The 15,912-nt window shown below is 39.7% G+C and carries 12 protein-coding genes; 8 read left to right on the plus strand and 4 right to left on the minus strand.

Going from position 1 to position 15,912, the window contains the following annotated elements; genetic code table 11:
* The first annotated feature begins 80 nt into the window (after window positions 1-80).
* Window positions 81-1,418, plus strand: a complete 1,338-nt coding sequence (accC, locus tag ACTIEV_RS02265; RefSeq protein WP_178889924.1) for an acetyl-CoA carboxylase biotin carboxylase subunit — start codon at window positions 81-83, stop codon at window positions 1,416-1,418.
* Window positions 1,419-1,531: 113 nt separating this feature from the next.
* Window positions 1,532-2,461 (plus strand): proline iminopeptidase-family hydrolase, encoded by a 930-nt coding sequence (locus ACTIEV_RS02270; RefSeq protein WP_322196068.1) that lies wholly within the window; start codon window positions 1,532-1,534, stop codon window positions 2,459-2,461.
* A 73-nt stretch (window positions 2,462-2,534) separates the two neighbouring features.
* Here the strand turns inward: ACTIEV_RS02270 and ACTIEV_RS02275 are convergent, their stop codons facing one another.
* Window positions 2,535-2,897: a hypothetical protein gene (locus ACTIEV_RS02275; RefSeq protein WP_322196069.1), complete on the minus strand. Its 363-nt coding sequence runs from the start codon at window positions 2,895-2,897 to the stop codon at window positions 2,535-2,537.
* A gap of 257 nt (window positions 2,898-3,154) precedes the next feature.
* Window positions 3,155-5,338, minus strand: a complete 2,184-nt coding sequence (locus ACTIEV_RS02280; RefSeq protein WP_322196070.1) for a glutamine synthetase III family protein — start codon at window positions 5,336-5,338, stop codon at window positions 3,155-3,157.
* A gap of 251 nt (window positions 5,339-5,589) precedes the next feature.
* Here ACTIEV_RS02280 and ACTIEV_RS02285 point away from each other — a divergent pair, with 251 nt between their 5' ends.
* The 5 genes from ACTIEV_RS02285 to proC all read left to right on the plus strand — a co-directional run bounded on the left by ACTIEV_RS02285 (window position 5,590) and on the right by proC (window position 11,416).
* Window positions 5,590-6,114, plus strand: coding sequence for a hypothetical protein (locus tag ACTIEV_RS02285; RefSeq protein ID WP_250685027.1), 525 nt, complete (start codon window positions 5,590-5,592; stop codon window positions 6,112-6,114).
* Window positions 6,115-6,337: 223 nt separating this feature from the next.
* A complete protein-coding gene (locus ACTIEV_RS02290) occupies window positions 6,338-7,060 on the plus strand; it encodes a head GIN domain-containing protein (RefSeq protein WP_322196071.1) in 723 nt (240 codons plus the stop codon).
* 178 nt (window positions 7,061-7,238) lie between these two features.
* Window positions 7,239-9,443, plus strand: a complete 2,205-nt coding sequence (gene purL / locus ACTIEV_RS02295) for a phosphoribosylformylglycinamidine synthase subunit PurL (RefSeq protein ID WP_322196072.1) — start codon at window positions 7,239-7,241, stop codon at window positions 9,441-9,443.
* A gap of 2 nt (window positions 9,444-9,445) precedes the next feature.
* A complete protein-coding gene (gene rfaD, locus ACTIEV_RS02300; protein WP_322196073.1) occupies window positions 9,446-10,465 on the plus strand; it encodes an ADP-glyceromanno-heptose 6-epimerase in 1,020 nt (339 codons plus the stop codon).
* Window positions 10,466-10,615: 150 nt separating this feature from the next.
* Window positions 10,616-11,416: a pyrroline-5-carboxylate reductase gene (proC, locus tag ACTIEV_RS02305; RefSeq protein WP_322196074.1), complete on the plus strand. Its 801-nt coding sequence runs from the start codon at window positions 10,616-10,618 to the stop codon at window positions 11,414-11,416.
* 131 nt (window positions 11,417-11,547) lie between these two features.
* On the opposite strand, the gene ACTIEV_RS02310 is transcribed toward proC, so the two are convergent.
* Complete coding sequence (locus ACTIEV_RS02310; RefSeq protein WP_322196075.1) at window positions 11,548-12,426, minus strand: dienelactone hydrolase family protein; 879 nt, start codon at window positions 12,424-12,426, stop codon at window positions 11,548-11,550.
* A gap of 323 nt (window positions 12,427-12,749) precedes the next feature.
* Between ACTIEV_RS02310 and ACTIEV_RS02315 the strand changes: the two genes are divergently transcribed.
* Window positions 12,750-14,396, plus strand: coding sequence for a CTP synthase (locus ACTIEV_RS02315; protein WP_322196076.1), 1,647 nt, complete (start codon window positions 12,750-12,752; stop codon window positions 14,394-14,396).
* A gap of 169 nt (window positions 14,397-14,565) precedes the next feature.
* Here the strand turns inward: ACTIEV_RS02315 and ACTIEV_RS02320 are convergent, their stop codons facing one another.
* The gene (locus ACTIEV_RS02320) at window positions 14,566-15,765 is read right to left on the minus strand and encodes a DUF4407 domain-containing protein (protein ID WP_322196077.1); all 1,200 of its coding nucleotides are present in this window, start codon (window positions 15,763-15,765) and stop codon (window positions 14,566-14,568) included.
* Window positions 15,766-15,912 lie beyond the last annotated feature (147 nt).

The raw sequence follows: 15,912 nt of genomic DNA on the forward strand, positions 1-15,912 counted from the left end.
TCCTGTTTTCAAATTTTCGAATTATCCATTAATACTTTCATTTTCAAATTTTCAAATTTTCAAATTTTCAAATTACCTCAATGTTCAAGAAAATATTGATTGCCAACAGGGGAGAGATTGCACTTCGTGTAATTCGTACCTGTCGTGAGATGGGGATCAAAACAGTAGCCGTTTATTCTACAGCAGATAAAGACAGTTTGCATGTGAAATTTGCGGATGAAGCTGTTTGTATTGGAAAACCCCATGGAGTTGATTCTTATTTGAATATACCGCACATTATGGCTGCGGCTGAAATCACCAATGCAGATGCTATTCATCCGGGTTATGGTTTCTTGGCTGAAAATGCCCGCTTCTCTCAGATCTGCGCCGATCATGGTATCAAATTCATTGGTCCTACACCTGAGATGATCAATAAAATGGGTGATAAGATCACTGCAAAAGAAACCATGATCAAAGCCGGTGTACCTGTGGTGCCGGGCGGAGAAGGATTATTGGATAGTGTGGAAGAAGCAAAAAAACTTGCTAAAGAGATCGGCTATCCTGTTATCCTCAAAGCAACTGCCGGTGGTGGTGGTAAAGGTATGCGTGTTGTGAACGAAGAGAGTGAACTAGAGAGAGCTTATACCACTGCAAGAACAGAAGCAGCTGCTGCATTCAAAAACGATGGCGTTTATATGGAGAAATTTGTGGAAGAGCCTCGTCACATTGAGATCCAGGTTGCTGGAGACCAATATGGTACTGTTTGTCATATGAGTGAGCGTGATTGTTCTATTCAACGTCGTCACCAAAAACTGGTAGAGGAATCTCCCTCACCATTCATGACACCGGAGCTTCGTAAAAAAATGGGTGAAGCTGCTTGTAAAGCTGCAGCTGCCATCAATTATGAAAGTGTCGGAACAATTGAATTCTTGGTTGATAAACATCGCAATTTCTACTTCATGGAAATGAATACCCGTATTCAGGTAGAACATTGTGTTACGGAAGAAGTGATCAATTTTGATTTGATCAAAGAACAAATCAAAATTGCAATGGGTGAGAAGATCAGTGGAAGAAACTATGAACCGCAAATGCATGCAATTGAATGTCGTATCAATGCAGAAGATCCATACAATGATTTCAGACCTTCTCCTGGTAAAATAACAGTGTTACATACTCCGGGTGGACATGGGGTTCGTGTAGACAGTCATGTGTATGCCGGGTATGTGATTCCTCCTTATTATGATTCTATGATCGGTAAACTGATCACCATCGCACAAACTCGTGAGGAAGCTATTGATACCATGTACCGTGCACTGAGCGAGTATGTGATTGAAGGGGTGAAAACAACCATTCCATTCCATTTGCAACTCATGCAGAATGAAGATTTCAGGAAAGGAAATTTCACTACTAAGTTTTTGGAAACATTTAAGATGAAATAAACTGAATCTAATTTTTATTAAGCCCCAATATTTTCTTGGGGCTTTTTTATTATACACTTTTCATCATTGAAATATTATTTTTAGTAGTAAATGGTTTTTATGAATAGAAAATTATGGATCCATATTTATACTTTGTTTTAGTGATTATTGTATGTGGCTGTGGAACAAGTTCTTCTATTTTGCCTCATGAAGGCTATGCTCAAGTAAAAGGAGGACGAGTATGGTATCGCGTATTTGGTGAAGGCAAAGGCACGCCCATCATGATGTTACATGGTGGTCCGGGTGGAACCAGCAGATCGTTTTATCAGTTTGAAGAGATCGGAAAAGATCGCCCCGTTATTATTTTTGATCAACTGGGTGGAGGCAGATCAGATTATCATACCGATACAATATTGCTGACTGTAGATAATTTTGTAGAACAAGTGGAAGCAGTACGAAAAGAATTAGGATTAACCTCTTTTTACTTGCATGGACATTCGTGGGGAACGGCGTTGGCTTTAGAGTACTATCTCAAATATCCTCAAGCTGTAAAAGCGATTTCATTTAATAGTCCATACTTCAGTACAAAAGTTTGGAAAGCAGATGCTGATACGCTGATTGCATCTTTACCCGATTCTATTCAACAATACATAAGGACAGGAGAACAAACCCATACATTCGACTCGCCTGAATACCAACGAGCCAATATTTTTTTTGTGAAAAATTTCGGATTGAGGACAGAGCGAAGAAAAAGTCATCTCGATACTGCTGATGTCAAGAGTAATAAATTCATTTATCGCTACATGTGGGGACCCACTGAGTTCACTGCTACAGGTTCTTTGCTGAATTATGATCGCATTGAAAGCTTGAGAACCATTCGAGTACCGGTACTTTTTATTACGGGAGCATTTGATGAAGCCAGACCACAAACAGTACAGCGTTTCCAGCAAATGATACCGGGAGCAAAGTTTACTGTGATACCCAACGCCGGTCATTCAACGATGCATGATAATAAAGAAGAGAATATTAAAGTGCTGAAAGCATTTCTTGATCAACTGAAATAAAATTAGCCACAGATTCACAGATTAAATTGAATGGTAATCTGTGCATCTGTGGCTAAAATCAATGAGGTAATAATTATCTACCACCACCTCTACCGCCACCCGGACGAGTAGCAAAAATATCCATTACTTTTTTAATTTGCTCTTCAGGGATACCAGCCTTTGCCATTCTTTTTGCTCTAATCTCGCTCCACTCTTTCATTTTTGCTTGTCTGTCTTCCGGACTCATGTCTCTCAGATTTGCGCCAGCCATGATATTACGATCCATCATAATGGCAATAACCGAGTCTGTATGAACAGGTGAAAGTCCAGCAGGCTCAAGTCGCTGTTTCATCATGGCGATTCTTTCTTCAGGTGTCATTTGTGGTCCGCCACCACCTTGTGCCATTGCAGCAGAGCTGATCAGTACAACGGCTAATAATCCGATTAATTTTTTCATGTTTTTGAGTTTAGTTTTTATTAGACAGAAAGTTATCATTTAGGTTTATTCAGCAAAAGAGGTTTTCGGTGAATGGTGATTAGGTAGTGGTGAATGGGGCGATGGTAGTCCATGGTCGATGGTCCATAGTCCATTGCAAGAAATGAAGTCAATGTCATCTTCCTACTATGGACTATCGACTATGGACCATGGACTAAAAAAAGCCCCACGCCGGGAACGGCACAGGGCTATGATTGCTCAAGTCAAAAAGAAAACGTTTATCTTAAAAATAACATTTCACGATACTTAGGCAGTGTCCATTTTTCATCATCAACGAGGTGTTCCAGTTTGTCAACATGGTAACGGATCTCATCGAAATAGGTAGACTTAATAGATTCGTATGCGATGGCTTTCTCACGTGAGTGCTCAATATTGTTGGCTACTTTACGCGCTTCTACCATGGCATTTACTTTATCGTGAATCACCTGAATATGTTCGCTTACTTCTTTCAGGATATTCAGTTGGCTCTTGTAAGCAGATTCGGCTAGTCCTGCAGATTTTAATCCATTGATATTGGTCAATAATTCATTCTGATAAGAAATAGCCGCCGGAATAATATGGTTGATTGCTAAATCACCCATCACTCTTGCTTCGATCTGTACTTTCTTGATGTATTTCTCCAGTTCAATCTCATGACGTGCTTCTAATTCAACATGGGTATATACACCATTGTTTTCAAACAGTTTCTTGGCTTTGTCAGTTACAAAAGCATCCAGGGCTACCGGAGTTGTTTTCAGATTTGGTAAACCTCTGCGCTCTGCTTCTTTATGCCATTCTTCACTATAGCCATCACCTTCAAACAATACATTTTTGCTTTCTACAATGTAACGCTGAATCACTTGCATGATTGCGATTTCTTTTTTGTCACCTTTTTCAATGATTGCATCCACATCTGCCTTGAATTTCTTCAAAGTATCTGCCATGATGGTATTCAATACAGTCATGGAGATAGCACAGTTTGCAGAAGAACCTACTGCGCGGAATTCAAATTTATTACCGGTAAAAGCAAATGGAGAAGTTCTGTTACGATCGGTATTATCCAGCAATAACTCAGGGATGCTGCGATGTAAATCAAGTTTCAGGATCGCTTCATCTTGTTCATCGAACTTGGTGCTAACACGGGTTTCGATATCCGATAAAACCTTCGCTAGGTATTGTCCAACGAATACTGATATGATAGCAGGAGGAGCTTCGTTGGCACCCAGACGATGATCGTTAGGAGCAGAAGCAATGGCTGCGCGCATGATATCAGCATAGTCATGAACCGCTTTGATCGTATTCACGAAGAAAGTCAGGAACATGAGATTGGTCTTCGGTGTTTTACCTGGAGCTAACAAGTTCACACCTGTATCCGTAGCCATACTCCAGTTATTGTGTTTACCACTACCGTTGATACCTGCGAATGGTTTTTCATGCAACAATACTACCAGCTTATGGCGCTTGGCAACACGTATCATGACATCCATCAATAAAGTATTGTGGTCAACTGCGATGTTTACTTCTTCGAAAATAGGAGCACACTCAAACTGAGCAGGCGCTACTTCATTGTGACGAGTACGCAAAGGAATCCCCAGTTTATAAGATTCTTGCTCGAAGTCACGCATAAATGCATACACTCGCTCAGGGATAGATCCAAAATAATGGTCTTCCAATTGCTGTCCTTTTGCAGGAGCAGCACCAAAAACGGTACGTCCGCACTGGATTAAATCCGGGCGGGCAGTAGCCAATGCTTCATCTATCACAAAATATTCTTGTTCCCAACCGAGGGTAGGGGTTACTTTGGTAACATTCTTGTCAAAATAATGACAAACCTCAACAGCAGATTTATTCAAAGCCTCAATTGCTTTCAACAAAGGCGCTTTATAGTCGAGTGATTCTCCTGTGTATGCAACAAATATGGTAGGGATACATAAAGTTTTACCCTGTCCGATTTCGATGATGAATGCAGGTGAAGATGGATCCCATGCTGTATAACCACGAGCTTCAAAAGTAGCGCGTAATCCACCGCTCGGAAATGAAGAAGCATCGGGTTCTTGTTGGATCAATGCAGCACCATCAAATTCTTCGATAGCGGTACCATCTCCTTTGAGGGTGAAGAACGAATCATGCTTTTCAGCAGTGGTTCCGGTTAAGGGTTGAAACCAGTGGGTATAGTGTGTAACGCCTTTACTTTCAGCCCAGGCACGAATGCCATTGGCAATTTGGTTGGCTACATTACGATCAATTTTTTTGCCGCCGCGGATGCTGGTGATCAAACTTTTGTAGGCTTCATCACTTAAGTATTCACGAGCTGTTTTCAGGGTAAATACATTGGTTCCGAATATTCCTGTGATTTTGGCACTGGCCGGAACGGCTGTTTCAGTGTTGTTGATGTTACTGATTGCGTCGAAGCGTAAAGACATAGGGTTGTTTTTTTTGGCTGCGTAAAATTAGGCGTAAAAAACAATAAAATATCATTTTATATAAGCTATGACATTAAAAAACGGACTTTTTGTGGAAAAAAATTAATATAGATTTTATTTTAATTTGTATGACACTTAGAAAATTTTACCCATAAATATCTGACTATTAGCTTGTTAAGCTGGGTGTAAGAATATTTTTCTATTTATGTAATCTTTTGAGCAGTTTCGCAACCTATATCAAAACCGAAAAAATGAAAAAACTTGTATTAATCGCAATGATCGCTTTAGTGAGCTCGGCTTTTACGATCATAACAGAGGATTGGAAAAAAGTAAGTGTAATGGATAAGGTAACTGTAGAAATGCCTGCTGAACCCGTTGAAGTCAATACAAATGGCGGTCCACAGAAAGTAAAAAGATGTACGGTAGCTGATTCAACGGAAATGGCCACCATCTTACTGGATTTCACTGCATTTGGTATGACTGAAGAACAGATTGAAGGCTTGAAAGATACCGAAGATTTTAAAGAGCAATTGAAAATGGGTATGACCCAGAGTGGTGGAGAAATTTTGAGTGAATCAGAGGGAAAGTACAAAGACAAGTACCTGTATTATCAGTTTGAAATCAAGACTGTAAAAGATGGTAAAACTTCAGTTTCTACCAATCGAATGGTTTTCTACAAAGCCTATGCGATTACTTTAGGATACAAAGCGGGCAAGAATGGTGAGAACAAAGAGCTGCGCGACAAATACTTCAATTCTTTGGCAATAGCTGAATAGAAGGTGAGGCTTATGGCTCATGGCTAATGGTCCATAGTACATAGTCCATAGTAAAATATGAGGCTGTATCAAAAACCTGGTACAGCCTCTTTTTATTTAAATGAATCTCAGGGTCTTTACATATCTCTTTTGCTATGGACCATGGACCATGAGCCATGAACTATAAGCCATCAAATTGTAACTAATCTTCATCTGCATCGTTCCACCTCAAAAACACCTGAGTATGAAAAAAATATGGATTATTGCTTTACTGATGATCAGTATGGGCGCTTCGTCTCAATGGAATTGGAAGAGTATTGATGGAAATGGGATTCTTAAAAAGGAAACCAGAAAAGTGCAACCTTTTACGGGTATCAGTTCCTCCGGTTCATGGGATGTAATGGTTGCTTATGGTAATAGTACGGATGTAACAATTGAGGGCGATGAAAATCTATTGGAACACATCGAGACCGTTGTCGAAAATGGTAAACTGTATATCCGTGCAAAAAAGTATGGGAATATCCGGTCAAAAAATAAGATTACAGTTTATGTAACAGCCACAAGACTTCAGCATCTTTCCCTTTCCGGCAGTGGTGATATCATTGGCAGAGGCGAATTTAATAATGAAGGAACCACCAATGTGATGGTATCCGGTTCAGGTAATATCCGATTTGAATTTGATCAATTCAATGAAATAGATGTTTCTGTATCAGGAAGTGGAGGTATCAAAATGAAGGGTACTGCTAAAGAAATCGAAGCCCGTATTAGCGGTAGTGGTAATATTGATTGTAAAGAAGTAATCTCCGATGATGCCAGTGCTCATATCAGTGGCAGTGGTAATATAAAAGTTCATGCCAACACATCTATCGATGTTCATATCTCCGGCAGCGGCAACGTACACTACTCCGGCAACGCCCAAAACATTCGTACACATAAGAATGGTAGTGGAAGAATTGTGAAGGGCTGAGAGGTGAAAAGTGAGAGGTGAAAGGTGAAAAGTGAAAGGGGGAAAGATAACTCGGTCTGATCTAAATGGGCAGTGTTCAATTTGTCCTACCATAAGCCATGGGCTATGGACTATGAACCATAAGCCAACCAACCTTTCACTTTTCACCTTTGACTTTCTTACTTACCTTCGCAGCATCATGGAAATTACCGTTCAAACCGCCGAAAAACTGCGTCTTACAGCAGAAGAATTCGAACTCATCAAGCAAAAACTAGGCAGAACTCCCAACTTTACTGAGCTATGTGCTTTTAGTGGTATGTGGAGTGAACACTGTAGTTATAAAAACTCCATTAAGTGGTTAAAAACCCTTCCCCGTGATGGTGGCAGAATGCTGGTAGCAGCAGGTGAAGAGAATGCCGGATTGATGGATATGGGTAATGGTTTTGGTGTGGTCTTTAAAATTGAAAGTCATAATCACCCCAGCGCTATTGAACCCTTCCAGGGGGCAGCTACCGGAGTAGGTGGTATCCAAAGAGATATTTTTACGATGGGGGCAAGACCCATTGCATCATTGAATAGTCTTCGCTTTGGAAATTTAAAAGATAAAAAGACACAACGTTTGTTGAGTGGTGTGGTACACGGTATTGGTCACTATGGTAATTGCTTTGGTGTACCCACGGTAGGGGGCGAAGTTTATTTTGAAGATTGTTATCATACCAACCCATTGGTGAATGCCATGAGTGTAGGTATCATGAAGGCAGGTGATATGATTAGTGCCACTGCCGCTGGTATTGGTAACCCTGTTTTCTTTGTAGGAAGTGCAACCGGTAAAGATGGTATTGGTGGTGCGTCTTTTGCATCTGCTGATATCACTGCGGAAAGTGCGGAAGAACTACCTGCAGTTCAAGTGGGAGATCCATTTCAAGAAAAGAAACTCTTAGAAGCTTGTTTGGAATTGATCGATACAGGTGCTGTTGTAGGTATGCAAGACATGGGTGCAGCAGGTATCATTTGTTCTACTGCTGAAATGAGTGCGAAAGGTGGAGTAGGGATGCGTATCGATCTGGAAAAAGTACCTACCCGTCAACAAAATATGAAAGCTTGGGAACTGTTACTAAGTGAAAGCCAAGAACGCATGTTGATCGTTGTTGAAAAAGGTAAAGAGGAAGCAGTGTTGAAAGTATTTGAGAAGTGGGATCTTTCAGCCAGTAATATCGGAGAAGTAACCGGTGACGGCTTATTGAAATTCTATATGCATGGAGAACTGGAAGCAGAAATTCCGGCACATGAACTCGTATTGGGTGGCGGAGCTCCGCAGTATACACGTGAATACCGTGAACCCAAATATTTTGAAAAGATCAATGCATTTGACATCAATAGTATTGCAGATGTAACAGATCTGAAATCTGTTGCAGAACAATTGGTTCAAATTCCCAATATTGCTTCAAAGCGTTGGGTATACACGCAATATGATAGCATGGTGGGAGCTGCGAATACTTCTACCAACTCACCTAGTGATGCAACTGTAGTATTGGCAAAGGGAACCGGAAAAGGATTAGCAGTAACGGTTGATTGTAATAGTCGCTATGTGTTTGCTGATCCATACAAAGGTGGAATGATTGCTGTTGCAGAAGCAGCCCGAAATATTGTTTGCAGTGGCGGGGAACCCATCGGTGTTACCAACTGTCTCAACTTTGGTAATCCTTATGATCCTGAAGTGTATTATCAATTCGTGAAAGCCGTTACTGGAATGGGCGATGCTTGTAGAAAATTCAATACCCCTGTAACAGGAGGTAATGTGAGTTTCTACAACCAGAATCCGGATGGACCTGTATATCCAACACCAACCATTGGTATGGTGGGTATCGTAGATGACGTACATGCGAAGATGACCCTTGATTTTAAAAATGAAGGAGATGTGATCATACTGATAGGTACACAACAAAATGATATTGCTTCTTCAGAGTACTTACATAAACTCAAAAAAGTAGAATTTTCACCAGCCCCTCATTTTGAACTGGATGAAGAATATACAGTTCAACAACTGATTGCATCATTGATCAAAGAAAAGAAAATCAATAGTGCACATGATATCAGTGAAGGTGGATTAGCCATCACTTTATTGGAAAGTGGTTTCCATCGTAACCTAGGATTTGCAGTACAAGCCAATAGCGCTATTCGTAAAGATGCTTTCTGGTTTGGAGAAGCGCAAAGTCGTGTAGTGGTGAGTTGTTCCGCCGACCAATTAAATAATATTGAAGCCGCAGCACAGAAAGCAGGTATCGCTGTTACCGTTTTAGGTACCGTTACTTCAGGCAATATTGAAGTGAATGGTGAATCTTGGGGTAATATTGAGACCTGGAAGAATTTGTATGATACTGCTATTGAAAAACTGATCAAGTAAACATGTCGGAAAACCCTTCCTATATCATTGTCACCGGTGCTGCCGGATTTATCGGTTCTCGCATGGTGAGATACCTGAATGAGCTGGGATATCGGGATTTAATATTGGTGGATGATTTCGGAATAGAGGCCAAAAGAAAAAACTGGGAAAAAACAGCATATGCACATATCGTTGAGCGATACAATCTCATAGACTGGTTGGAACTCCATCAACCCAAAATTGAATGTATCATTCACCTTGGTGCCAGAACAGATACAACGGAGTTTGATTATAGTATTCATGAAACACTCAATGTTGAATATTCAAAAGCTGTTTGGAAGTACTGTACGCTTCATCAAATACCATTGATCTACGCATCTTCTGCAGCAACTTATGGAGATGGTGCTTTTGGATACAATGATGATCATGAAGTCGTATCAAAACTGCAACCACTCAATCCCTATGGTATCAGTAAAAATGAATTTGATAAATGGGCTTTAGCACAAAATGAACATCCGCCTTTTTGGGCCGGACTCAAATTCTTCAATGTGTATGGTCCTGATGAATACCATAAAGGAAGAATGGCCAGTGTGATATGGCATGCATTTAATCAGATTCAAAAGGAGGGTTACGTAAAACTGTTCAAAAGCCATCGTCCTGATTTTAAAGACGGAGAACAACTCCGTGATTTTATTTATGTCAAAGATGTAGTGAGTGTCATTGAATGGATTCGCAAATCTATGTCCAAAGGACTCCTTTCGGAGGACCATGGACTATGGACCATGGACCAAAACGGTTTATATAACTTAGGTACCGGTCAAGCCAGAACGTTTATTGATCTAGTAAAAGCCACATTTGCCGGCCTTGATAAGGAACCGGCGATTCATTTTATCGATATGCCGGAAGATATTCGTGACAAATACCAATATTTTACCGAAGCCAATATGCAAAAACTACGCAATGCAGGTTATACAATTCCTTTCACTTCTCTGGAAACAGGCGTTACTGATTACGTAAGGAATTATCTGAGAACTTTGGGGTAAATTTGGAGGGAGCAGTATGCGTTATGGCTAATAGATCATATCCAATAGCTTACAATTGATGTTTAATCGCAAATGCTAATTTTATGTTGCTGTAAGTGTTATTCTATATGCTATAAGCTATCAACTATTAGCTCAACAAAAGCAATCGTCATGAACAAAAAATTAGCCATCATTGGTGGAGGTAATCTAGGTGCAGCTATGGCTGAAGGTTTAATCAACAGTGGATTTATCCTACCTGAACATCTTATTGTTACCAAGCGAAATATTGAATCACTAAAGCCACTTGAAGAAAAAGGAGTCATCATTAGTGATGATAATACTGCCGCAGTGAAGTATGCGGATTGTATCATACTGGCTGTGAAACCTTTTCAAATCAAAGAAGTATTAACACAACTCAAACCCTCGTTGAATGAAAAACGGCATGTGCTGGTGAGCGTTGTAACAGGTGTATGGATCAAAGATATTCGCGAGATTGTTGGTAATCAAATTGCTTTATTTCGTGTGATGCCCAATACAGCCATTGCCATTCAACAAAGTATGACCTGTATCTGTGCATCTGAAGCAGATCAAGATCAACTCTTGTATGTTACTTCTTTGTTTAATCAGCTTGGAAAGACCGTCAATATCGACGAGAAATTAATGGATGCAGCAACAGTACTAGGAGCATGTGGCACTGCGTATGCAATGCGTTATATTCGAGCAAATATCCAAGGAGGTATTGAAATTGGTTTTAGTGCGTCGGTAGCTTCTTTGATTGCAGCACAAACAGTAAAAGGCGCAGCAGAATTATTATTGACAAAAAATACGCACCCGGAACAGGAAATAGATAAAGTAACAACACCCAAGGGCTGCACCATTGCAGGCCTCAATGAAATGGAACATCAAGGATTTAGTTCTTCGCTGATCAAAGGAATTGTTACGAGCTATAAGAAGATTGTGCAGGATATGTAGAAGAATAGCTAATGGCTGATGGCCCATAGCTTATAGTAGAACCATAAGCAATAACTCATTCGCCATTAGCTATCCACTTTCTTGTAACCTAAAACTTGCTGCTTGAGGCTTGTAGCTTGAAGCTTTGCTCCCTACATTCTCTCTTTCAAGAAAGCCACTGCTTTTGCATGTGCATCTGCTGCTGCCTCTTTGTTGAATACAGGATTGCTTGGATTGGCAAAACCATGTCCGGCATCATACTTATTGGCAATCAATTTTTTTCCAGCTGCTTGCATATCGGCTTCAAATTTATTCACCACTTCAGGTGAAGGGCTACGGTCTTTATTACCAAAGAAACCAATAACATCACAGTTCAATGTTTTGAGTTTCTCAACATTGTTTTCAGGTTTTCCATAAAACATCACACAACCTGCTGCTTGTTTACCCGCCAATAATGTACTTTGTAAACTCCACATGCCACCAAAGCACCAACCTACAGTGTAGATTTTGGCATCAGTTCCTGCATAAGCAATTGCGCCTTTAATGATACTCTCAAGTCTATCAGTTTTGACAGACTGAATCAGTTTCATAGCACTATCAGCTGTGGCAGCAATTTTGCCATCATATAAATCCAAGGCAATGACATTCACATCTTCTAGGTCATTGTAATAGGTTTCACTTTCTTTTTTAATGTAATCATTCAATCCCCACCATTCCTGAATCACAAATAACCATTTGTTACTTTTTTTCTTACTCCGAATTTCATAACCCATGGCATTGGTTCCATCTGCTGCTTTGAATGTGACAGGCTTGCCTAATGGATCAGCAGCAACATATGGAATCGGGTTATCATGCATCATGGCAAATGAAGCAGTGGAGGCTTCTGCTTTGAATTGATCCATGATTTCAGTGGTAAAACAGCTCACATAACATTCCGGTGTTAAAGGCTGGGGAGCAGGTGTTTTGTAACTATAGCTGAGAAATGCGGCAGTACAAAATGCAGCGAATGTCAGCGCAACGAGTTTTTTCATAGCAAATTTTTTTTGATAAAGATGTTCACGTCAAGTTAACACATTCTAGAGCCGGTGGTTCAAAATAAAGCCGCTGTTTTTTTTATCCGTCTTTTTACTGTACGTTTGTACGACCTCTGAATTTTATTACACCGTTCATTTACAAGGTCAAATTGTTTTTTCCGTTATCTGCTTGTATTTCAATACAATAGGTATCGGTTTTTTATTGTTTCATGAACCCTGATCAGTGCTGTTGACCGATTTGTCGGACTCCGTCGCAGTTCTTTATGCAATAAAAAATGTAAGAACGGATAGGTTTTAAACGAATAAACAATACGATAAACATGGCCAAGTACATTTTTGTTACAGGAGGTGTAACAAGTAGTTTAGGAAAAGGGATCATTGCGGCTTCTCTCGCCAAATTATTACAGGCAAGAGGATTAAGGGCTACTATCCAAAAATTCGACCCTTATATCAACGTTGATCCCGGTACATTGAATCCCTATGAACATGGGGAATGTTATGTAACAGAAGATGGTGCAGAAACAGATCTGGATCTTGGTCACTATGAGCGTTTTTTAAATATTTATACCTCTCAAGCCAATAATGTTACAACCGGTCGTATTTATCAAACGGTGATCAATAAAGAAAGAGCAGGGGAGTTTTTAGGAAAGACCGTTCAGGTGGTTCCGCATATCACTGATGAGATTAAAAGAAGAATGTTATTATTAGGGGAAGACAATACATACGATATCATCATTACAGAAATTGGTGGTACCGTAGGTGATATTGAGAGTCTTCCTTTTATTGAAGCCGTACGTCAATTGCAATGGGAGTTGCCTGAAGAAGATGTAATGGTGGTACACCTTACATTGATTCCTTATTTGCGTGCTGCAAAAGAATTGAAAACAAAGCCTACACAACACAGTGTAAAAATGTTGAGTGAAACAGGCGTTCATCCGGATATTATTGTTTGCAGAACTGAAGAGCCGTTGAATAATGATATCAAACGCAAAATCGCATTGTTCTGTAATGTAAAACCGGAAGCAGTGATCGAGGCAATGGATGCATCTACTATTTATGAAGTACCCTTATTAATGTTGCGTGAGAAACTGGATCTGATCTGTTTGAAAAAATTGAATATCTCACAATACAGTGAGCCCAATCTCGATAAATGGAAAGGCTTTCTCGATAAACTAAAGTATCCAAAGAGCAAAGTTACTGTCGGACTCATCGGTAAATACATTGAGTTACAGGATGCCTACAAATCGATCCTCGAAAGTTTTGTACATGCAGGTGCTATGAATGAAGTAAAAGTACAGGTAGTGAATGTGCATAGTGAATACATTACACAAGAGAATGTGGCAGAAAAGCTTGAAGGGTTGGATGGATTGCTGGTAGCACCCGGTTTCGGTCATCGTGGTATTGAAGGAAAAATCATTGCAGTACAATATGCCAGAGAAAAAGGATTGCCATTCTTTGGTATTTGTTTGGGTATGCAGATGGCCGTGATAGAGTTTGCCAGAAATATCTTAGGTCTGAAAAATGCACACTCTATGGAAATGGACACTTCTACCGATCATGCGGTGATCAATATGATGGAAGAGCAAAAGAAAATCAAGATGATGGGTGGTACCATGCGATTGGGGGCTTATCCTTGCGAAATCAAAGAGGGAAGTTTAGCGCATACTATTTATGGACAAACAAACATTTCAGAGAGACATCGCCATCGCTATGAATTCAACAATGATTATTTTGATCAGTTTGAGTCGAATGGAATGATAGCCAGTGGACGTAATCCTGAAACCGGACTGGTGGAAATTATGGAGATTCCTTCACATTCATTTTTTATCGGTGTTCAGTATCATCCGGAATTAAAAAGTACGGTAGAAAATCCGGCTCCGCTGTTTGTACATTTCATTGGGGCAGCTAAAAAATATAATGAGCAGCGTAGTCAAAGTAAAAAGCCAAGTCTGCAAGGCGAAAAATAATTATCGTAATAATATCAACATACATCTATTTCGGCCCCGATCTATGTCGGGGCTTTTTGTAATCCTATCTCCTTCTTTTCGCCGGACTAAAGTCCGGCACTATTTAAACTTGTGTATTGGCTTTTGAAACTTGCTTGTTTCTTGTCCCTTATTTCTTGTTTCTTATTTTTTACTCTTCTTGTTTCATCATCATATCTCTTTTCAAATCTGTCCATGTATCATTCAAAGACTGATTATTTTCTTTTTTCCAAACATTGATCTGTTCTTTCATTTTTTCTTTTCTTTCAGATGCTGATGCTTCAAAAAATTGCTGAACAAACTGACCGTCTTGTTCAAAAGCTGTTTGGTTGAATTGTTCTTTTAAAGCCAATTCTCTTTTATGATTGTTTTGTGTAAGCGTTGTTTCCAACTCTTCACGTAGCCTTACTTTTTCATCATAACTGCCATTGGGTAATAATATCTTGGCAATTACCGGCATCAGTTCTATCAACATTAATAGGGCTACCAGTAAATAGTATCGAATGGCTACAGCGGTATTGTTACTGACCAGATTATTCAGTGCTTCAATTCTTGTAATAAAACCATTGTTAAGCAGTGCTTCGAAATTCGTTTGCTCTTTTTGGATATTGTTTTCAATAACCAATAGAGAACTGTCAATAGAAGCCAGCTGTGGTTTAAATTGATTCTCCAGACTGCGATAATCTGCATCCAATTGTAAGTATTCTCTTTGTTTGGCTTGTGCAATATCTTTTAATCCAATTTTGCCACTTCCTCCGGTACCATCAGTTTCAGAGATAAACCGATCTCTGGCAATACTTACTTCCTGATATCTTGTTCTTAATTGTGTTTCTATTCCCGCTTTTTGATTGAGTAATTCTTTTTTCACAGCAGCATATACCGTATCCTGACTGGCTCTTTTTTCTCTTTTTCTTTTTTCATTATCGATGGATACTTGTACTTTGATTTCTTTGTCAAACAAATACAAAAGAGCTGGTTGTGCCATGAATAACCCTATCGTTAATGCCAGCGCAATACGAAACAATACTGGAATGAATTTATTTTTGTTGTTTCTGGAAATCCCTTTGATTAATGCTCTGTCAATGGTAAGAATGATACCTCCCATAAAAATACCAAGCAGTACTGCTGCTATCCAAGACCCTGTTACGGTGGAGAAGAAATAGGTCCATGTAAGTGTCGCAAACAACCAAGTACCCAATACGGTCATTCCTACAATTGCGTACCTGTTTCTATCGATCACGCAGGTTTTGATCAAATCTTCTTCAGCAGTGGCTAACCACCATAAAAATTGCTGCCACTTGTTATGGGGCACACTACTTTCCTTTTCGGAAATGGTTACATTTTCAGACATACAAAGGTTTTAAGCAATAAAATGGGTAGAAGTTGGAAATCCGCCTTTGGTTGAAGTAGGAGAGGGTATAAAGAAACAACGATTTTGCCTGATTTCTACATTTTGCACCCATTTTGGGCTGATTTTAACGGTAGGAAACTTAGGGTT

It is taken from the genome of Sediminibacterium sp. (genome assembly GCF_051861365.1).
In the GTDB taxonomy this organism is placed as follows: Bacteria; Bacteroidota; Bacteroidia; order Chitinophagales; family Chitinophagaceae; genus Sediminibacterium.